The sequence below is a fragment of the Raoultella sp. T31 genome (genome assembly GCF_002806725.1).
In the GTDB taxonomy this organism is placed as follows: domain Bacteria; phylum Pseudomonadota; class Gammaproteobacteria; order Enterobacterales; family Enterobacteriaceae; genus Klebsiella; species Klebsiella electrica.
Map to the genome: position 1 here is coordinate 50100 of NZ_PIBO01000008.1, position 19963 is coordinate 70062.

The window sequence follows — 19963 nt, forward strand, 5'->3', positions numbered from 1 at the left end:
GACAAATATCCAGATAAACAACGATGTGCACCTGGTGCACATCCGGTGATGTTTTGATTGTAGCGCATCCTGCCGACCCTATACTGACCTCAATGTAAAAATATATTCACATCTAGTTAACAAAGCGGCCGGCATCAATTTGCGATGCCCGACACTTTGTCTGAGTCGTGAGGTTCTGCAATGACAACATCGAATCCGGATATTCAACCCGCTGTACAGCACACCGCCCAGGTCGCTATCGTCGGCGCGGGCCCGGTCGGCCTGATGATGGCCAACTACCTTGGTCAGATGGGCGTCAGCGTCGTGGTTGTTGAAAAGCTCGACGCGCTGATTGATTACCCGCGCGCCATCGGCATTGACGATGAATCACTGCGCGCGATGCAGGGTATCGGGCTGGTGGACCACGTTCTCCCGCATACCACGCCGTGGCACGCGATGCGTTTTCTGACGCCGAAAGGGCGCTGCTTCGCTGATATCCAGCCGATGACCGATGAGTTTGGCTGGCCGCGGCGCAACGCGTTTATTCAGCCGCAGGTTGACGGGGTACTGTACGAAGGCCTTAGCCGCTTTCCCCACGTGCGTTGCCTGTTTTCCCGTGAAGTCGAAGCCTTTAGCCAAAATGGGGACAATGTCACGTTGAATCTCAAAGGCAGCGACGGTGAACATGAAACCGTACGCGCTGACTGGCTGGTGGCCTGTGACGGCGGAGCCAGCCTGATTCGCCGCACGCTGAATATTCCCTTCGAAGGTAAAACCGCGCCGAATCAGTGGATTGTTATCGATATCGCTAACGACCCGCTCGCCACCCCGCACGTCTACCTGTGTTGCGACCCGGTGCGCCCGTATGTCTCCGCCGCGCTGCCGCACGGAGTGCGGCGCTTTGAATTTATGGTGATGCCCGGTGAAACCGAGGCCCAGCTTAGCGAACCGCACAATATGCGTCAGCTGTTGAGCAAGGTGTTGCCGGACCCGGATAACGTCGAGCTGATCCGTCAGCGCGTCTACACCCATAACGCGCGCATCGCCGAACGTTTTCGCGCAGAGCGCATCCTGCTGGCGGGCGACGCCGCGCACATTATGCCGGTCTGGCAGGGGCAAGGTTACAACAGTGGCATGCGTGATGCCTTCAACCTGGCGTGGAAACTGGCGCTGGTCGTGAACGGCAAAGCCGGAGAAGCGCTGCTGGATAGCTATCAGCAGGAGCGGCGCGATCATGCCAGGGCGATGATTGACCTGTCGGTGACCGCCGGTAACGTCCTGGCACCGGCGAAGCGCTGGCATGGCGCGGTACGCGACGGTATCTCATGGTTGCTCAACTATCTGCCGCCGGTTAAACGCTACTTCCTTGAAATGCGCTTTAAGCCAATGCCGCAGTATCGCGATGGCGCGCTGCTGGCGGAAGGCGAAGGCAAAACGTCCCCGGTAGGCAAAATGTTTATCCAGCCGAAGGTCACACTTGAGGGGGGGCAGGTCACACTGCTGGATGAGGTGATTGGCGCGAATTTCGCCATTATCGCCTGGGGATGCAACCCGCTGTGGGGGCTCAACGACGAGCAAATGACCCGCTGGAATGCCGTGGGGGTTCGGTTTATCCAGGTGGTGCCGGAGGTACAGATTCATTGCGACCAGGACAACGTGCCCGGCGTCATCCGCATCGGCGATACGCAAAATCGCCTGAAAAGCTGGTTTGCACAACATCAGACCGCCGTGGCGGTGGTGCGTCCGGACCGTTTTGTGGCCACGGTGGCTATTCCGCAAACCCTCGGTGCTAAGCTCGACGCGTTGGCGAGCAAGATGCAGCTGGCCTCCGCGCAGGCCGCAGCGCCGGTTGAACAGGTGGCTTGATATGAACGCTTATCTACATTGTCTCTCCCATACGCCGCTGGTGGGCTACGTCGACCCGCAACCGTCGGTGCTGGACGAAGTCAACGGGGTTATCGCCGAATCCCGGGCGCGGATTGCCGACTTCGATCCGCAGCTGGTGGTGCTGTTTGCCCCTGACCATTACAACGGCTTTTTCTATGACGTGATGCCGCCGTTCTGCTTAGGCATCGGCGCGACCGCGATCGGTGATTTCAACAGCGCCAGCGGCGTTCTGCCGGTGCCGACGGCGCTGGCGGAGGCCTGCGCCCATGCGGTGATGAAGGACGGAATCGATCTGGCGGTCTCGTACTGCATGCAGGTGGATCACGGCTTTGCGCAACCGCTGGAGTTCCTGCTCGGTGGGCTGGACAGGCTGCCGGTTCTGCCGGTGTTTATCAACGGCGTCGCCCCGCCGCTGCCGGGCTTTCAGCGCGCCCGCATGCTCGGCGAAGCCATTGGCCGCTTCCTGACCACCCTCAATAAACGGGTATTAATCCTTGGCTCCGGCGGGCTGTCGCATCAGCCGCCGGTACCGGAGCTGGCGAAGGCCGACGCCCATATGCGCGACCGGCTGCTCGGCAGCGGCAAGCAACTGCCGCCGGACGAGCGGGAACTGCGCCAGCAGCGGGTCATTCGCGCGGCGAAACAGTTTATCGAGGACCAGAACTCGCTCTATCCGCTCAATCCTGTCTGGGACAACCGTTTTATGAGCCTGCTGGCGCAGGGACGGCTGACGGAGCTGGATGCGGTCAGTAACGAAGAGCTGTCGGTAATGGCCGGTAAATCGACGCACGAAACGAAAACCTGGGTGGCGGCCTTTGCCGCGCTATCCGCTTTTGGCAACTGGCGTTGCGAAGGGCGCTACTACCGGCCAATACCGGAGTGGATTGCCGGATTCGGCTCGCTGAGCGCCATCACGCAGAATTGATTCATCAGGAGATAAACATGAGCTATCAACCGCAAACCGAAGCCGCCACCAGCCGTTTCCTCAACGTGGAAGAAGGCGGAGAAACGCTACGCATCCATTTTAATGATTGCGGCCAGGGGGAGGAAACCGTGGTCCTGTTGCACGGATCCGGCCCCGGCGCCACCGGCTGGGCCAACTTTAGCCGCAATATCGACCCGCTGGTCGAGGCGGGCTACCGGGTGATTCTGCTGGACTGCCCTGGCTGGGGGAAAAGCGACGCGATCGTCAATCGCGGCTCCCGTTCCGACCTGAATGCCCGGGTACTGAAAAGCATTATTGATCAGCTGGATATCAGCAAAGTGCATCTTCTGGGCAACTCGATGGGCGGACACAGCGCGGTGGCCTTCACCCTGAGCTGGCCGGAACGGGTGGGCAAACTGGTGCTGATGGGCGGCGGCACCGGCGGCATGAGCCTGTTCACGCCGATGCCAACCGAAGGCATCAAGCTGCTGAACGGCCTGTACCGCGAACCGACCATCGAAAACCTGAAGAAGATGATGAATATCTTTGTCTTCGACACCCGTGACCTGACCGAAGCCCTGTTCGAAGCGCGCCTCAACAATATGCTGTCGCGCCGCGATCATCTGGATAATTTCGTCAAAAGTCTGGAGGCCAACCCGCGACAGTTCCCGGATTTTAGCCCGCGTCTTGGCGAAATTCGCGCCCGGACCCTGATCGTCTGGGGACGCAATGACCGCTTTGTGCCGATGGATGCCGGTCTGCGCCTGCTCGCCGGAATTAACGGCGCTGAACTGCATATCTATCGTGACTGCGGCCACTGGGCGCAGTGGGAACATGCCGACAGTTTCAACCAGCTGGTGCTGGATTTTCTGGCGCGGAAATAAGGAGCCGTGATGACAACGCAATCTCTCGAACAACTGGCGCAACGGCTGCGTGACGCCGAAGCCCAGGGGCGGGCCATTGAACCGCTGCGCGCTCTCCTCGGCGCAGATAACGCGGAGGCGGCCTATGCCATTCAGCGCATTAACGTTCAGCACCATGTCGCCTGCGGACGGCGGGTTGTCGGACGTAAAGTCGGGCTCACGCACCCTAAAGTACAGCAGCAGCTGGGCGTCAACCAGCCGGACTTCGGCACCCTGTTCGCCGACATGTGCTACGGCGATAACGCCGGGGTGCCGTATGCCCGCGTGCTCCAGCCCAAAGTGGAGGCGGAAATCGCCCTGGTGCTGAAACAGGATTTGCCGCACGCCGACACCACCTTTGACGAGCTGTACGCCGCGATTGCGTGGGTGCTGCCGGCGCTGGAAGTGGTCGGCAGCCGCATCCGCGACTGGTCGATAGGCTTTGTCGATACCGTGGCCGATAACGCTTCCTGCGGTGTGTATGTCCTCGGCGGCCCGGCGCGGCGCCCGGAAGGGCTGGATTTGAAAAATTGCACCATGAGCATGACCCGTAATCAGGAAGCGGTATCCAGCGGGCGGGGGAGCGAGTGCCTCGGCCATCCGCTCAATGCGGCGGTGTGGCTGGCGCGCAAAATGGCCAGCCTCGGCGAGCCGCTGCGCGCGGGGGATATTGTGCTGACCGGGGCGCTAGGCCCAATGGTGGCGATTAACCCAGGCGATCGCTTTGAGGCCCATATCGACGGTTTAGGTTCAGTGGCGGCAACTTTTGTCGCCGAAGAGGAAGGCAGTCATGAGTAAACGTAAAGTCGCCATTATCGGATCCGGCAATATCGGCACCGATTTAATGATCAAAATTCTGCGCCACGGCCAGCACCTGGAGATGGCGGTGATGGTCGGTATCGACCCTGAATCCGACGGTCTGGCCCGCGCCCGGCGCATGGGCGTCGCCACCACGCACGAGGGGGTGGGCGGCCTGATGCAGATGGCGGAATTCGCCGATATCGATTTCGTTTTTGACGCCACCAGCGCCGGGGCGCATGTGAAAAACGACGCCGCGCTGCGGGAAGCCAGGCCGGGGATCCGCGTGATCGACCTGACCCCGGCGGCCATCGGCCCGTACTGCGTGCCGGTGGTCAATCTTGAGGCCAGCCTTGCCGAGGGCAACGTCAATATGGTGACCTGCGGCGGCCAGGCGACGATCCCGATGGTGGCGGCGGTGTCCCGGGTGGCAAAAGTGCACTATGCGGAAATCGTCGCCTCGATTGCCAGCAAATCCGCCGGGCCGGGAACGCGCGCTAACATCGATGAGTTCACCGAAACCACCTCGCAGGCGATTGAGAAAGTGGGCGGGGCGGCGAAAGGCAAAGCGATTATCGTGCTGAACCCGGCGGAGCCGCCGCTGATGATGCGCGATACCGTTTATGTCCTCAGCGAAGCGGCTTCGCAGCAGGAGATTGCCGCTTCCATCGCGCAGATGGCGGCCGCGGTGCAGGCCTACGTGCCGGGATATCGCCTGAAACAGCAGGTGCAGTTTGAGGTGATCCCGGAAGATAAGCCGGTGAACCTGCCGGGCGTTGGCCGCTTCTCCGGCCTGAAAACGGCGGTTTACCTCGAGGTTGAGGGGGCGGCGCACTACCTGCCTGCCTACGCGGGCAACCTCGATATTATGACCTCGGCGGCGCTGGCGACGGCGGAAAGAATGGCGCAATCAATGAATGACGCGGCGGGAGAAACAGCATGAACGGTAAAAAACTCTATATCTCGGACGTGACGCTGCGCGACGGTATGCACGCCATCCGTCATCAATATTCGCTGGATAACGTCCGCCAGATCGCGCAGGCGCTGGATAAGGCCGGCGTCGATTCGATTGAAGTGGCCCACGGCGACGGTCTGCAGGGATCAAGTTTTAACTACGGTTTTGGCGCGCACAGCGATATCGAATGGATCGAGGCGGCGGCAGAGTCCGTCACGCAAGCGAAAATAGCCACGCTGCTGTTGCCCGGCATCGGGACGCTGCACGATCTGAAAAACGCCTATCAGGCGGGGGCGCGAGTGGTGCGCGTTGCGACTCATTGCACCGAGGCGGATGTTTCCGCTCAGCATATCGCCTTTGCCCGCGAGCTGGGCATGGACACCGTTGGCTTCCTGATGATGAGCCATATGACCACCCCGGAACAGCTGGCGCAACAGGCGCTGAAGATGGAATCTTACGGCGCGACCTGCATTTACGTGGTCGATTCCGGCGGGGCGATGAATATGAACGATATTCGCGATCGTTTCCGCGCCCTCAAGGCGGTGCTGAAGCCGGAAACCGCCACCGGGATGCACGCGCACCATAATCTGAGCCTCGGCGTCGCCAACTCTATCGCCGCGGTGGAAGAGGGCTGCGATCGCATCGATGCCAGCCTTGCCGGAATGGGCGCCGGGGCGGGGAATGCGCCGCTGGAGGTCTTTATTGCGGCGGCGGACAAGCTGGGCTGGAACCACGGCACGGATCTGTATGCGCTGATGAACGCCGCCGATGAGCTGGTGCGGCCGCTGCAGGATCGCCCGGTGCGCGTCGATCGCGAAACGCTGGCGCTGGGCTATGCCGGGGTGTACTCCAGCTTTCTGCGTCACAGTGAAGTGGCGGCCGCGCGCTACGGTCTGAGCGCGGTCGATATTCTCGTCGAGCTGGGTAAACGACGGATGGTGGGCGGCCAGGAAGATATGATCGTCGACGTTGCGCTGGACCTGCTTAATCGTCATCAATAAATCAAAGAAACGCGCGGCTGGCAATGAATCAGCCGCCATTCATCTGCTCCGTTTGTCCGGATATCGCAGAGGTACCCTATGACCAAGACAACTACTGTAAACAATTCGCGCCTGATGTTAACTGTCGGGCTCTGTTTTATGGTGGCCCTGATGGAAGGGCTGGATCTGCAGGCTGCCGGCATTGCGGCTGTCGGCATGGCGCAGGCGTTCGCGCTGGATAAAATGCAGATGGGCTGGATATTCAGCGCCGGGATCCTTGGCCTGTTGCCCGGGGCGTTGGTGGGCGGCATTCTGGCGGATCGTTATGGGCGCAAACGTATTCTGCTTGGCTCGGTGCTGCTGTTCGGCTTGTTTTCCATCGCCACTGCCCTGGCATGGAATTACCCGACGCTGCTGCTGGCGCGCCTGTTAACCGGCGTCGGGCTGGGTGCGGCGCTGCCGAATCTGATTGCCTTAACCTCCGAGGCCGCGGGTCCCCGCTTTCGCGGGAGGGCGGTAAGCCTGATGTACTGCGGCGTGCCTATCGGCGCGGCGCTGGCAGCGGCGCTGGGATTTTTTGGTCTGGCCAGGGCCTGGCAAACGGTGTTTTGGGTCGGCGGTATCGTTCCGCTGTTGCTTGTACCATTCCTGATGCGCTGGTTGCCGGAATCGCAGGTTTTTCAACGCAGCACGCAAGGCGCGCCGCTGCGAATGCTCCTCGCGCCGGGCAACGCCACCGCCACTCTGCTGCTGTGGTTGTGTTATTTCTTCACGCTGCTGGTGGTTTACATGCTGATTAACTGGCTACCGATGCTGTTAGTCGGTCAGGGATTCAGCCCCAGTGAGGCGGCAGGAGTGATGTTTGTCCTGCAGTTTGGCGCTGCCTGCGGTACGCTGCTGCTGGGATCTCTGATGGATAAACTCAGCCCGCTATGGATGTCGCTGCTGATCTACAGCGGTATGCTGGCCTCGCTGCTGGCACTGGGAACCGCGACGTCGCTTACCACAATGCTCTTCTCCGGCTTTGTCGCCGGGCTGTTTGCTACCGGCGGGCAGAGCGTACTTTATGCGCTGGCCCCGCTATTTTATCGCACCGAAATCCGCGCCACGGGAGTGGGAACCGCCGTGGCGATTGGCCGCATCGGGGCGATGAGCGGCCCGCTGTTGGCTGGAAAAATGCTGGCGCTGGGTACCGGCACTGTTGGGGTGATGGCCGCCTCAGCGCCCGGGATTCTGCTGGCCGGCGTGGCGGTGTTCTGGCTGATGAATCGACAAAAGCGCGCCGCGCTGGCCTGAGGATTTTCGCGTCTTGTCCGGACTATCGGACTTGTAGCCCGGCTAAGCGAAGCGCGAGCCGGGGCAATTATGCACCGTCATTAAATGTTTGCCCCCCTGAGGAGAGTGGGGAGGGGGGAACCGGCGCGCTGTCCTCCGCCTTGCGCATACCTCCGCTTTGGCATACGTTAAATTATCATCCATTCATTCTTCCGGGTATCATGCCTTTTACATCTTGCTTACTGAGCGATATCCCCGGTATCCGCTACGCCTTTCTCGACGCTCATGAAACCGCCGCCTTTCCCTATAGCGAAATGGCGCCGGTTAAACTGGTTCACAGCAATATCGTGCATGAGTATCGGGCACCGCAGGCGGAGCGACCCCACGCCGATGCGATGTTTACCGCCGTCAGCGGGCAGAAGGTGGGGGTGGTGACAGCCGACTGCCTGCCGATGCTCATGGCCTCCCGCGACGAGCGCTTTGTCTGCAGTGTACACGCGGGCTGGCGCGGCGCGGCGAGCGGAATCATTGCTAATAGCCTCGATCTCTTTGCCCGGTATGGCATAGCGCCGGACGAGGTGGTGGTGGTGATCGGGCCGCATATTCAGACCTGCTGCTATGAAGTTTCGGCGGCATTTTATCAGACGCTGCTGACGATGCCCGTGGCCGGGCTGGTCAGACAGTACCGCGATCGGCTGTTTCTGCACCGCCGCGTTCCTGAGCCTGCGGCGGAAAAAGCGCGGGCGACGGGGGACGACACGATGTGGTTCGATCTGCGGGCCTTTGGCCAACTGCTGTTGCGCCGCGCCGGGGTGGTGGAAAGTCATATCGAATGGCTGGGCAGCTGTACCTACTGTACGCCGCAATCGCTTGGTTCTTACCGGCGGCGTACCCACTTCCCGGCAGAGAAGACGTTCCAGTATTCGTGGATTATGCGCGAGGCCTGATATTGCCCGGACAGGCCGCGACGGCTGTCCGGGCGTGGTGAGACAATCAGAAGTCCATTTTCAGCGTAAACTGCACTTCCCGCGGGTCGCCAATCTGGTTGCCCAGATTGTTGGTGGCGATGGATGAGGTGTAGTAGGTCTTATCAAACAGGTTCTTCAGGTTAACCTGCAGCGTCACCGGATATTGCAGCTTTATCTTATAGGCGGCGAAGAGATCGGCGACCGCGTAGCCCTGCAGATAATAGTCCGCGCCGTTGGTGCCGGAGCGTTTGCTCAACGCGCGTCCGCCGCCGCCGATGGTCAGCGTATTGCTGTCGTAGACGTTATGGATGTCGTAGCTCAGGAACAGTGAACCGGTGTGTTTCGGGACGTTGGGCAGCGGCTTACCGGCATAGTCAGGATCGTCGAGCACTTTCGCGTCGGTGTAGCCATAGCTGGCAATCACGCTCAGGTTATCGGTAATCGAACCGGCCAGATCCACCTCGACGCCGCGTGAACGCACTTTGCCGGCGGTTTTAGCGACGGTCTCATCGCCGATGATTTCGTTGTACAGCACGTTGCGTTTATCAATATCAAACAGCGCGATGTTGGCGGTGATGCCGCTTAACAGATCAAACTTAGCGCCCACTTCATAGGCGGTGGACTCTTCCGGCGGCAGATTGCCGATATAGCTGGCGATCGATGACTGCGGCATAAACGACTGCGCAACGTTACCGAACAGCGATACGGTTGGCGTCAGCTTATACACCAGACCAAATTTCGGTGTCCATTTCTGGTCGCTGCTGTCGGTGTTGACGTTGAAGGGCCGCCCTTTGCCAGCGTACTGGGTGTAGTACTGATAGCGTATCCCGGCGACGGCAATCCACTTGTCGGTCAGATAGAGCGCATCCTGAACGTAGGCGGCGTAGCTCTCCTGCTGAATACGCTGATCGCTATCGGAGGCCGACACGGCGTTGCAGGGGCCGATAGTGCCGTAGACCGGGTTGTAAATATTGAACCCTTTCACGTTCTTGCAGCGAATCATATCGGTGCGCAGCAGATCGTAATTCTCATAGGCGATGCCGGTGAGCACTTCGTTATAAAATCCGCCGACAACCACGTCGCCTTGCAGGTCTGCGCGGGTGGCGTGCATCTTCTGCGTCGAGCCGCGGGTGGCGTCAACGCGGCGGGTCAGATTGCCGGTGGCTGAATCGTAGGCTGTCACGCGGGCCTGGTTATCGTTGTAGTGATCCTGGCTGTAGCTGTAGTCAAAGCGGGCGGTCCAGGCATCGTTCAGACGATATTCGCTATTGAGCTGCGCCAGATCGGAATAGCCGTCGGTCGTGTTAAACGGCTCGTCAAAACGCGTTTTCCGATCGACGTCGACTGCGTGACCGGTGTTGAGATCGAAGATCGTGCCGCGATCGAACGGGGTACTGTAGTTGCGATGGGAGTACGATACGTTCACCGTCGCTCTGTCGCCTGACCAGGTCAGGGAAGGGGCGATAAAGCTGCTTTTCTCTTTACCAAAGTTGCGCCAGTAATCCTCGCGTTGGTATTCGCCGATGAGCCGGTAGGACAACCGCGTGCCTTCGATGGGGCCGGTGACGTCAAACTGGCCGCTGCCGCCGCCAAAACTGCTGGAGGTGGCGGAAACCGAGCCGCCGAAGGCGCTCTCCGGGCGTTTGCTGACCACGTTAACCAATCCGCCGGGGTCGAGAATGCCGTACAGCGTGGAGGCCGGGCCTTTCAGCACCTCCACGCGGTCGGTGGCGGCATTAAAGCTGCGCGGCAGGACGGTGCGCAGACCGTTGGTCATGATCGAGCCGTCGCGGTTGGCGCCAAAACCGCGGCGGGTAAAGGCATCCTGGGTGCCGCCGAGAGTGTTGGTCTGGACGACGTTGGCAACGTTATACAGCGCCTCGTCAAGTGAGGTGGCATGCTGATCTTCCAGCACTCTGTCGCTGACGGTGTTCACCACCTGCGGAATATCCAGTAGCGGCATTGATGTTAAGGTCGCCGTTGAGCTGGCAACCGGCTGATAGCCGTTGGTGTCATTTTGCCGATCGCGCCCGGCGACCACCGTCATGGTTTCGTCGCCAGCCTTTTTCTCTCTGCTGACGCTGTTTTCTGCGGCAATTAATCCCGGTGAGGTAAAAGAACCCAAAAATATCAGTGAAAAAAGAGCTCGCCCTTTCAGCGTGGTGAAAGGGATCGTTGATCGCGTCATTTATCTGTTTCTCGTGAACGAATCTGTCCTTTGCAGACAGAAAAAGCCAATTAAATCATTGCCCTTAAAAATATTATCTGCCTGTTATGCGCGATGATTTGCGTTCAGGCATGTAATTGAGAATCATTCAATCACGAGAGGATGTAGTAGTAAATGTTCTGTAAGATAAAAAATCAGCCGTTGCCAGATAGGCGTTTTTGGCGCTTTTTATTGCCGGTGTTTATTATATAATATTTTGTTTTATATATGAAAAATATATCTGTCTCTACACAGTTACCCTGGTAGTAAAGACATTTTATGTCCGCTAAAACAGGGTATTGACTACTACATGCATCCGCAGCATGATCAAAAGAGAATGAGATTTATTTTTGTTTGACTGCAGAGCGTGCTGGCTGATGCCACGCCGTTGCGGCGCAGGAGCGAGTTATGCCACAGCGGGTGATACCTGCAGAGCGGGGAATCGTGCTGGATTCCCTGTCGGCCGGATACGGCCAGACCCTGATTGTCGATGACATTCATCTGACGATCCCTCACGGTAAAATGACGGTACTGGCCGGGGCCAACGGCTCCGGTAAATCCACGCTGCTGTCGACGATTGCCCGCATGCTGAAACCGCTTGGCGGCAGCGTGCGCCTGGATGGGCAGATGATCCACGCCATGCCGACCCGGGCGGTTTCGCGTCAGCTGGGGATCCTGCCGCAGTCTCCGCTCACTCCCGAAGGATTAACCGTTTTTGAACTGGTTTCCCGCGGGCGCTATCCCTGGCAGGGGCTGATGCGCCAGTGGTCTGATGCCGACGAACGGGCGGTGGAAGAGGCCATGGCGTTAACCGGCACCGCCGAGTTTGCCCATCTGCCGGTAGACAGCCTCTCCGGCGGCCAGCGTCAGCGCTGCTGGATTGCGATGGCGCTGGCGCAGGAAACGCCGACGATCCTGCTGGACGAACCGACCACCTGGCTCGATTTATGCTATCAGGTCGATATCCTCGAACTGCTGCAAACCCTGACCCGCGAACATGGACGCACGGTGGTCACCGTGCTGCACGACCTGAACTTCGCGGTGAACTATGCCGACATCCTGGTGTTCCTCAAGAAAGGGCGTATTGCCGGGGTGGTGGACGAAAACGCCAGCTGTACCCCGGAGCTTATCAAAACCGTGTTTGATGTTGAGGTACAGATGTCGCTCAACCCGCAGACCGGTAAACCCTTCTTTATGCCCTTTCGCGCGCCCCAGGGGGAAGCCCAATGAGCGCCTGCGCGTTGCCGTTGCGCCGCCGTCGGGCGCGACCAAAACGGGCGATCGTGCTGCTGGCGCTGCTGCTGATTGTTGGTTCGGTGGTGCATCTGGGACTGGGCGCGCGCTGGATTGCGCCGGAGACGGTGCTCCAGGCGCTGTTGCACTATGACCCGCGTAATTTTGACCAGCGGATTATTGTCGAACTGCGTCTGGTTCGCCTCGCGGCGGCGCTGTTGACCGGCGCGACGCTGGGCGTCGCCGGTCTGCTGCTGCAGACGGTGATTCGTAACCCGTTGGGGGAGCCGCATATTCTGGGGCTGAATGCCGGTGCCTCGCTGGCGGTAGTCGCAACATCGGCGCTGGGTCTGAGCGCAATGACGCCGGGTCGCCCGCTGATTGCCGCCGGCGGCGCGGCGCTGCTGTTTGGCGGCGTCATGCTGCTGGCGACCGCCGGGCGCGGTGGGGCGACGCCGCTACGCATCACGCTCTGCGGCGTGGCGCTCTCGGCCTTTGCCTCGGCGGTGACCGCCGCGATCCTGATTCTGGATGAACAAACGCTGCTGGCGATGCGCACGTGGCTGGCGGGCGATCTGGCCGGGCTTAACTGGTCAGTTTTACGCGCGGCGGCGCTTCCGGCGCTGGCCGGGGGCCTGCTCGCGCTGCTTATCGCGCCTCGTCTCAACGTTCTGGCGCTGGGCGACAAGGTGGCGCTCGGGCTGGGGGTGAACCTTGTGCAGACCCGCCTGCTGGGGCTGGGCGCCATTGCGCTGCTGTGCGGCGCGGCAGTGGCGGTCGCCGGGCCGATAGGTTTTGTCGGGCTGGTGGTACCGCACGTCATCCGTCGTCTGGTCAGCGAAGATATTCGTCTGGCGCTGCCGCTGGCGGCGCCGGTCGGGGCGCTGGTGCTGCTGTTCGCGGATATCGCCGCCCGTACCCTGGTGGCGCCGCAGGAGCTGGCGACCGGGGCGATGACCGCGCTGGTTGGCGCGCCGGTATTTATCTTTATCGCCGCGAGGTTTTTTAAATGAAAAACGCGGTGCGCCGTGCCGGTTTCCGGCCCCTTCGCGCGGGGCGTTGCCATCTGCTCCTGCGCCCGGCGGCGCTGAACATCGCCGCGGCGCTGATTATCGCCATTCTGCTTCTGGCAAGCTTTGGCCTGACGCGCGGCAGCTTTCCGCTGCCTGCCGGTACCCTTGCGCGTGCGCTCTTCGCCCCGGAAAACGTTGGCGAACAGTCGCGCTTTATCCTGTTTGATATTCGCCTCCCACGGCTGCTGATGGCGCTGCTGTGCGGCGCCATGCTCGGCCTGGCGGGGGCGGCGATGCAGAGCATCACCCGTAACGGGCTGGCGGATCCGGGGTTGATTGGCGTTAAAGAGGGGGCCAGCGTCGTGGTGCTGGCGTTGATTCTGTTCTTTCCCGCCGTCGGCCTGGTCTGGCGGCCGCTGGCGGGGATTCTCGGCGGGGCGCTGGTGGCACTGCTGGTGCTGGTGCTGGCCCGCGATTGCTCGCGGCCGCGCTTCATTCTGATCGGTATTGGCGTCTCATGGACGCTGGCGGCGGCGGTGGGCATTTTTATGACTACCGCCGATGTGCGCGATGTGCAAACGGCGATGATCTGGCTTGCCGGCAGTCTGCATGCGGCAACCTGGACGCTGTTGACGGTGGCCTTTTTGTGGGCGTTGCCGGGAACATTGATTCTGTTTCTGACCGCCAGGGCGGCGGATGTGGCGCAGCTTGGCGACCGTACCGCGGTAGGGCTCGGTGTGCGCCTGCAGCAGTTGACCCTGCTGCGCTTTTTCGCGCCGGTGCTGCTGACCTCTGCCAGCGTCTCCTGCGTCGGCAGCCTTGGCTTTGTGGGGCTGATGGCGCCCCATATGGCGCGCTTTTTGCTGCGCGGCGGCCAGATGTCGCTACTGTGCGGCAGCGCGTTGATTGGCGCGCTGCTGGTGTTGTTTACCGATACCCTCGGCCGTGTGGCCTTCGCGCCGCTGCAAATTCCGGCCGGAATTGTTATTGCGCTGGTGGGGTGTCCGTTTTTTATCTTGCTGCTGTGGCGTCGTCGTGACGCCCTGTCATGTTGAAGGGTTGCTATGCGTTGGCTTATTTCTTTGCTGTTGTTAGCGGCGGGCGTGACCAGCGCCGCCGAGGGTCAAACACACACGTTTACCGATGATTTAGGGCGGGTGGTGACGGTGCCGCTGCATCCGCAGCGTATCGTCTCGATGCACGACCTGGATATCACGATTCCGCTGATTGAACTTGGCGTGCCGCCGGTGGCCAGCCACGGGCGCACCCGTCCCGACGGTAGCCACTATCTGCGCTCCAGCGCTCAGCTGACCGGGGTCGATTTTGATAACAGCGCGATCCAGTTTATCGGCACCGCGGATATCGACCTCGAAGCGGTGGCGGCGGCGAAGCCGGATCTGATTATTACCGAACCGAGCCGCCACGTCTCCGTGGAACAGCTGGAGAAGATTGCGCCGACGGTCAGCATTGACCATCTGCAGGGCAGCGCGCCGCGAATTTACAGCAAGCTGGCGCAGCTCACCGGCAGCGAAGCGCGGCTGGCGATTCTTGAGCGCCGCTATCAGGCGCAGATAGCCCAGCTTAAAGCGCTGGTGGATACCCGCAATATCACCGTGTCGGTGATTCAGGCCAACAATGGCAAAGTCACCGTTCACCACGCTTACCACGCGCTGGGACGGGTGCTGCGCGATGCCGGGTTCCGTTTTCCGCCGTTGATCGACAAGATCCCTGACGGACAGCGCATTGACGTCAGCGCCGAACAGCTGCCGGAGCTGGATGCGGATTTTGTTTTTGCCACCTGGCGATCGGATACCGGCGGTAAACCGCAGGAGGAGCTGCAGGCGATGGAAGGGGTGATGCCCGGCTGGTGCGACTTTATGCGCGCCTGCCGCAGCGGCCGCTATATCCTGCTGCCGCGCGAGGAGGTTATCTCCAACTCCTATGCCGCCCTGACCCTGATGGTGGCGCAGGTGCAGTCGCACATTGCCGGTCGTCCGCTGCCGGCGGAGCGGAAATGAAAACACCGGTGAAAAGAGAGAAAGGGCGGGTCGACCTGTTCGGCGAACGCTTTCGCGCCCGGGCGCACCAGCTGTCGCCGCGCCTGCTGGCGGTCGTCAGCTATATCAACGAAAACCGTGAAGTGGTGCTGGAGCGCACGGCGATGGAGATCGCCGCGGCGACTCAGACTTCGGATGCCACCGTGGTGCGGGCGATTCAGGCGCTGGGCTTTGCCGGGCTGCGCGAGCTGAAACAGACCATGGAGCGCTGGTTCGGCCCCGCCATCACCTCATCGGAGAAAATGTTGTCAACGGTGAATGCGCTCTCCTGCGATGTCAATTCGAGCATTGATTTTGTGCTGGAGGGCCATCAGCGCGCCTGCGAAGTGCTCTCTCGCCCCGCCAACCGCGCCGCCGTCGCCCAGGCGGTGGCGCTACTCAGCGAGGCGCGGCAGGTGGCGATTTTCGGCATCGGGGCGTCGGGGATTCTGGCGGAGTACACCGGCAGGCTGTTCAGCCGTATCGGCTTACCCTCCTGCGTGCTCAACCGCACCGGTTTCAGCCTTGCCGAGCAGCTAATCGGCCTGCAGCGCGGCGATGTGATGATGATGATGGGCCAGAAATCGCCGCATCGCGAAGGGATGACCGCGCTGCGCGAAGCCCGGCGGCTGGGGATCCCGACGATTTTGTTGACCCAGGCGCTGGACTCGCGTTTCAGTCAGGAGGCGCAGGTGGTGATCGACGTCCCGCGCGGCGGCGATAACGGCCGGGTACCGCTGCATGGCACGGTACTGGTGTGTCTCGAAATGCTGGTGCTGTCGGTGGCGACGACCACGCCGCAGCGGACCATGAAGTCGATGAAGCGCATTAACGAACTGCATAAAGCGATTGGTAAATCCGGCGGTAAACGCGGCTAAGTCCGCGATAATGCGCCCGCGGAAAGGTTTCCTGTTGCAAGTCGTCGTGATGGTGTGTATTTTTATGCAAAATTAATGCATAAAAAGAGGTTGTCATGATGGGGAAATGGATGAAGGCGTGCTGTCTGTTGGTGGCTCTGGCAGGCAGCGCTCAGGCGGCGCAGGAGACCTACGTTGTCGGTTCCGGCGGGACCTACCGCCCGTTTGAATATGAAAACAGCCAGAAACAGCTGGAAGGTTTTGATATTGATATCATCAAAGCAATCGCCAAAGCGGAAAACTTTAATATCAAGCTGGTGAATACCCCGTGGGAAGGGATCTTCGCCACCCTCGGTTCCGGCGACCGCGACATCATTATCTCCGGGATAACCATCACCGATAAGCGCAAGCAGATGGTTGATTTTTCCGCCCCTTACTTCCCGGCTGAGCAGTCCATCGTGGTGCCGGCCGATTCCAAAGTGACCTCTCTGGCAGCGCTGAAGAGTGAAAAGGTTGGGGTCGTCAACTCCAGCACCGGCGATATCGTGGTTTCTGATGTGCTGGGTAAAAACAGCACCTCGATTAAGCGTTTTGATAATACCCCGCTGATGCTGCAGGAGCTGTTTGAAGACGGCGTCAGCGCGGCGGTGGGCGATGTGGGCGTGGTGAAATACTATATCAAGCAGCATCCGGAGAAGCAGTTTAAGCTGGTGCCGGACGCCAGGTTTGAACGTCAGTATTTCGGTATCGCGGTAGCCAAAGGCAACAGCGAACTGCAGGCGAAAATCAACGCCGGCCTGAAGAAAATCGTCGCCGACGGTACCTACGGCAAAATCTATAAAACCTGGTTTGACGACAACGTCCCGACGCTGCCTGCGCAATAATTCATCTTTTGGTTTTCATGACGGCTATCGACGCGTGCGATAGCCGTATTTTTTAGGGAAGCACTATGACGGGATTCCGTTGGGAGATCATCGAGGAGTACGGTCCGCTGTTTATGGACGGCGCCTTGATGACCATTAAATGTACCATTATCTGCGTGATCCTCGGCACCCTGTGGGGGCTGACGCTGGGCCTTGGGCGTATGGCGAAGGCGGAACACGGGCCGTGGAAATATGTGCTGCGCTATCTGGTGCAGTTTCCGGTGCGCGTCTACGTCAGCGCGTTTCGCGGCACGCCACTGTTTGTGCAGATTATGGTGGTGCACTTCGCGCTGGTGCCGCTGTTTATCAACCCGCGCGACGGTCTGCTGGTCAGCCACGGGCTGATGAGCGCCGATTTTGCCCGCGAACTGCGCTCAAACTACGGCGCGTTTCTCTCCTGTATCGTCGCCATTACCCTGAATGCCGGGGCCTACGTCTCGGAAATCTTCCGCGCCGGTATTCAGTCGATTGATAAAGGGCAGATGGAAGCCTCCCGCGCGCTGGGGATGCCGTGGTGGAAAACCATGCGCCAGGTGATTTTGCCGCAGGCCTTTCGGCGGATCCTGCCGCCACTGGGCAACAATGCGATTGCCATCGTCAAGGACTCTTCGCTGGCTTCGGCTATCGGTCTTGCCGATCTGGCCTATGCCGCGCGTACCGTGTCCGGCGCCTATGCCACCTACTGGGAACCCTACCTGACCATCTCCCTGGTCTACTGGGTCATTACCTTCCTGCTGGCGCAGCTGGTTAACCGTCTGGAAAAGAGGTTTGGCAAAAGTGATTCACATTAATAATCTGCACAAACGTTTCGGCGACAGCCACGTACTGCGCGGCATCAGCTGCGATATTAAGCCGCAGGAAGTGGTCTGCATTATCGGGCCGTCGGGGTCCGGAAAAAGCACGTTCCTGCGCTGTATGAATGCGCTGGAAAGCGTCAGCGAAGGCATCGTCGAAGTCAACGGCTTCGCCGTCCACGACCGCAGCACCGATCTGAACAAGATGCGGGAAAGCGTTGGCATGGTCTTTCAGCGTTTTAATCTGTTCCCCCATATGACGGTGCTGGAAAATCTGATCATGGCACCAGTCAACCTGCACGGCGTGAGCCGTTCGCAGGCGGTGCATCTGGCGGAAGAGCTGCTGGCGAAGGTGGGGTTAAGCGATAAGCGTGACGCCTGGCCCTCCAGCCTCTCCGGCGGTCAGCAGCAGCGGGTGGCCATTGCCCGCGCGCTGGCGATGAAGCCTTCGATTATGCTGTTTGATGAGCCGACCTCTGCGCTGGACCCCGAGCTGGTAGGCGACGTGCTGGAAGTGATGAAAAACCTTGCCAGCGAAGGGATGACGATGGTTATCGTCACGCACGAGATGGGCTTTGCCCGCGAAGTGGCTGATCGGGTTATCTTTATCGATCAGGGCATTATTCAGGAAGAGGGGAAGCCTGAGCAGATCTTTAGCGCTCCGCTCAATCCGCGCACCGCGGCCTTCTTAAGCAAAGTATTATAAGAGCGCACCACATGCGCCATCAGCGGAGCTTCGCTGATGGCGTTCGCCGTTAGCCGCCCGGCTAAGGCTGCTTCTCAGGCGGTTTCCGTCTGCACATCGGCGTCGCGGTCCTGACGTTCATTCGCCAGCAGCGCTGTCTCCGTTTTCCCCAGGCACTGAATCAGCAGGAACAATACTCCGCAGGCCAGCAGGGTGACCAGCAGGCCATCATAGCCGGATACGCTGATCAGCAGGCTGCTGACAACCGGTCCGGCAACGCTGCCCGCCGACCAGAAAAATCCCAGCAGGGCGTTGATCATAATAAGCTTCTGCCCGCTGAAGGTTTTACCGGCGCGCACCAGTGAGAGCGTGTACAGCGCCCCTGCCGCCGCGCCGAGAATCAGACAGCCGATTATGAGCTGGCGATACGATGCCAGCAGGAAAGGCAGCGCCAGCAGGGAGAGGCAAAACACCACCGCGCAGCTCAGATGCACGCGGCGGAGGCCAAATTTGTCGGCCACCCAGCCCAGCGGGGCCTGGAAGAAGGCATCGCCGGTTAACACAATGGTCACCAGCAGGACCGCCGTCGCTTCGTTCAGCCCTTTATCCATCCCGTAGAGCGGCAGCAGCGCCAGAATGCTGGCGTCAAAGAAGGCGAAGCAGAAAACCCCGGACGCCAGGACCGGTAAAAAAGCCCCCAGACTGCGCCAGCTGGCGCGCTCAGCGAGGCTTTCGCGGCTTCCGCCCGGCAGATGGCGCAGCATCAGCAGACAGGCGGCGGTCAGGCCGATGACGGCCAGTAAGACCCAGGTTTGATAATCGGCGCCGGCAGAGATCAGCAGCGGCCCGGCCAACTGGCAGCCGGTGAATGCCGAGGCGTAAATACCGGTCAGGGTGGCGCGGTTTTTACCCGCCGCGCCGCCGGTTATCCAGCTTTCGCCAAGCACGATAATCACCCCGGAGGCGATACCGGTCAGAAAGCGCGGCAGCAGCAGTTGCAGGAGATCGACGGTCAGACAGGAGGCGACGGTGGCCAGCGCCAGCAGGATCAGGTTGGCCGTGAGCAAGCTGCCCATCTCAAAACGACGACACAACGCGGGCGAGAGGAACGACGAGAGCATCATGCCCGCCGGAGGCAGTGCGGCCAGCAGGCCGACATAGACCGTGTCGGTCTGTTGCTGCGCAAGTTCAAGGCTGATTAAAGGCACCGTATAACCGGTGATAAATCCCACTAATGATGCGGCCATAATCATCGCCAGCGTGGGGGCAAGGCGATGGTGCTCTGGGTTAAACATTTTATTCCCGATAACGGAAGTCAACAGGTGGATAATCCGGCAAAGTGCCGACGACCCTGCATATTAATTAATCGGCTGCGCGCTGTCACCGTTGAAATGACGACTAATATTGATTCGCGGCATCGGGCGCCCGCTAAAACGCGCCGTTCGGGCCGCCGTAGTGTTGTCAGCGCGCTGGCGAAAGGATATAACGAAGAGGGCATTCCGCCGGCGGCGGGCGCATGCATAAAATGTATCCCGATTTCATACTCG

The 19963-nt window shown here is 60.2% G+C and carries 17 protein-coding genes and 1 pseudogene; 16 read left to right on the forward strand and 2 right to left on the reverse strand.

Features of this window, described 5'->3' with window-relative positions:
• Nucleotides 1–180 precede the first annotated feature (180 nt).
• From CWM52_RS07910 to CWM52_RS07945, 8 genes are all read left to right on the forward strand, one after another.
• A complete protein-coding gene (locus tag CWM52_RS07910; RefSeq protein ID WP_100683592.1) occupies nucleotides 181–1845 on the forward strand; it encodes a bifunctional 3-(3-hydroxy-phenyl)propionate/3-hydroxycinnamic acid hydroxylase in 1665 nt (554 codons plus the stop codon).
• 1 nt (nucleotide 1846) lies between these two features.
• The gene (gene mhpB / locus CWM52_RS07915) at nucleotides 1847–2791 is read left to right on the forward strand and encodes a 2,3-dihydroxyphenylpropionate/2,3-dihydroxicinnamic acid 1,2-dioxygenase (protein WP_100683593.1); all 945 of its coding nucleotides are present in this window, start codon (nucleotides 1847–1849) and stop codon (nucleotides 2789–2791) included.
• A 17-nt stretch (nucleotides 2792–2808) separates the two neighbouring features.
• Nucleotides 2809–3675: a 2-hydroxy-6-oxonona-2,4-dienedioate hydrolase gene (gene mhpC / locus CWM52_RS07920; RefSeq protein WP_100683594.1), complete on the forward strand. Its 867-nt coding sequence runs from the start codon at nucleotides 2809–2811 to the stop codon at nucleotides 3673–3675.
• Nucleotides 3676–3684: 9 nt separating this feature from the next.
• Nucleotides 3685–4491, forward strand: coding sequence for a 2-keto-4-pentenoate hydratase (gene mhpD / locus CWM52_RS07925; RefSeq protein ID WP_100683595.1), 807 nt, complete (start codon nucleotides 3685–3687; stop codon nucleotides 4489–4491).
• On the forward strand, nucleotides 4484–5434 hold the full coding sequence (mhpF, locus tag CWM52_RS07930) for an acetaldehyde dehydrogenase (protein WP_100683596.1): 951 nt from the start codon (nucleotides 4484–4486) through the stop codon (nucleotides 5432–5434). The genes mhpD and mhpF overlap by 8 nt, the downstream gene beginning before the upstream one ends.
• Nucleotides 5431–6447, forward strand: coding sequence for a 4-hydroxy-2-oxovalerate aldolase (gene mhpE, locus CWM52_RS07935; protein ID WP_100683597.1), 1017 nt, complete (start codon nucleotides 5431–5433; stop codon nucleotides 6445–6447). Before mhpF ends, mhpE begins: the two co-directional genes overlap by 4 nt.
• A gap of 78 nt (nucleotides 6448–6525) precedes the next feature.
• Complete coding sequence (mhpT, locus tag CWM52_RS07940) at nucleotides 6526–7722, forward strand: 3-(3-hydroxy-phenyl)propionate transporter MhpT (protein ID WP_100683598.1); 1197 nt, start codon at nucleotides 6526–6528, stop codon at nucleotides 7720–7722.
• Nucleotides 7723–7922: 200 nt separating this feature from the next.
• A complete protein-coding gene (locus tag CWM52_RS07945; RefSeq protein WP_100683599.1) occupies nucleotides 7923–8648 on the forward strand; it encodes a polyphenol oxidase family protein in 726 nt (241 codons plus the stop codon).
• A gap of 46 nt (nucleotides 8649–8694) precedes the next feature.
• Here CWM52_RS07945 and CWM52_RS07950 read toward each other — a convergent pair whose 3' ends face one another.
• Nucleotides 8695–10716: a TonB-dependent siderophore receptor gene (locus CWM52_RS07950; protein WP_165785360.1), complete on the reverse strand. Its 2022-nt coding sequence runs from the start codon at nucleotides 10714–10716 to the stop codon at nucleotides 8695–8697.
• A 567-nt stretch (nucleotides 10717–11283) separates the two neighbouring features.
• Between CWM52_RS07950 and CWM52_RS07955 the strand changes: the two genes are divergently transcribed.
• The 8 genes and pseudogenes from CWM52_RS07955 (at nucleotide 11284) to CWM52_RS07990 (ending at nucleotide 18437) form a co-directional block, all read left to right on the forward strand.
• A complete protein-coding gene (locus tag CWM52_RS07955; protein WP_100683600.1) occupies nucleotides 11284–12105 on the forward strand; it encodes an ABC transporter ATP-binding protein in 822 nt (273 codons plus the stop codon).
• Nucleotides 12102–13121 (forward strand): FecCD family ABC transporter permease, encoded by a 1020-nt coding sequence (locus CWM52_RS07960; protein ID WP_100683601.1) that lies wholly within the window; start codon nucleotides 12102–12104, stop codon nucleotides 13119–13121. Before CWM52_RS07955 ends, CWM52_RS07960 begins: the two co-directional genes overlap by 4 nt.
• The gene (locus tag CWM52_RS07965; RefSeq protein WP_100683602.1) at nucleotides 13118–14176 is read left to right on the forward strand and encodes a FecCD family ABC transporter permease; all 1059 of its coding nucleotides are present in this window, start codon (nucleotides 13118–13120) and stop codon (nucleotides 14174–14176) included. Before CWM52_RS07960 ends, CWM52_RS07965 begins: the two co-directional genes overlap by 4 nt.
• Nucleotides 14177–14185: 9 nt before the next feature.
• Nucleotides 14186–15139 carry an iron-siderophore ABC transporter substrate-binding protein gene (locus CWM52_RS07970; RefSeq protein ID WP_100683603.1) on the forward strand — a complete coding sequence of 318 codons (954 nt, stop codon included), beginning with the start codon at nucleotides 14186–14188 and terminating at the stop codon, nucleotides 15137–15139.
• Nucleotides 15105–16035, forward strand: a pseudogene (locus CWM52_RS07975) (MurR/RpiR family transcriptional regulator). The gene CWM52_RS07970 and the pseudogene CWM52_RS07975 overlap by 35 nt, the downstream one beginning before the upstream one ends.
• A gap of 95 nt (nucleotides 16036–16130) precedes the next feature.
• Nucleotides 16131–16898, forward strand: a complete 768-nt coding sequence (locus tag CWM52_RS07980; protein WP_100683605.1) for a basic amino acid ABC transporter substrate-binding protein — start codon at nucleotides 16131–16133, stop codon at nucleotides 16896–16898.
• Between the two features lie 65 nt (nucleotides 16899–16963).
• Nucleotides 16964–17728 carry an amino acid ABC transporter permease gene (locus tag CWM52_RS07985; protein ID WP_100683606.1) on the forward strand — a complete coding sequence of 255 codons (765 nt, stop codon included), beginning with the start codon at nucleotides 16964–16966 and terminating at the stop codon, nucleotides 17726–17728.
• Complete coding sequence (locus tag CWM52_RS07990; RefSeq protein WP_100683695.1) at nucleotides 17715–18437, forward strand: amino acid ABC transporter ATP-binding protein; 723 nt, start codon at nucleotides 17715–17717, stop codon at nucleotides 18435–18437. Before CWM52_RS07985 ends, CWM52_RS07990 begins: the two co-directional genes overlap by 14 nt.
• A 74-nt stretch (nucleotides 18438–18511) precedes the next feature.
• Here CWM52_RS07990 and CWM52_RS07995 read toward each other — a convergent pair whose 3' ends face one another.
• The gene (locus CWM52_RS07995) at nucleotides 18512–19711 is read right to left on the reverse strand and encodes an MFS transporter (RefSeq protein ID WP_100683607.1); all 1200 of its coding nucleotides are present in this window, start codon (nucleotides 19709–19711) and stop codon (nucleotides 18512–18514) included.
• Nucleotides 19712–19963: the final 252 nt, after the last annotated feature.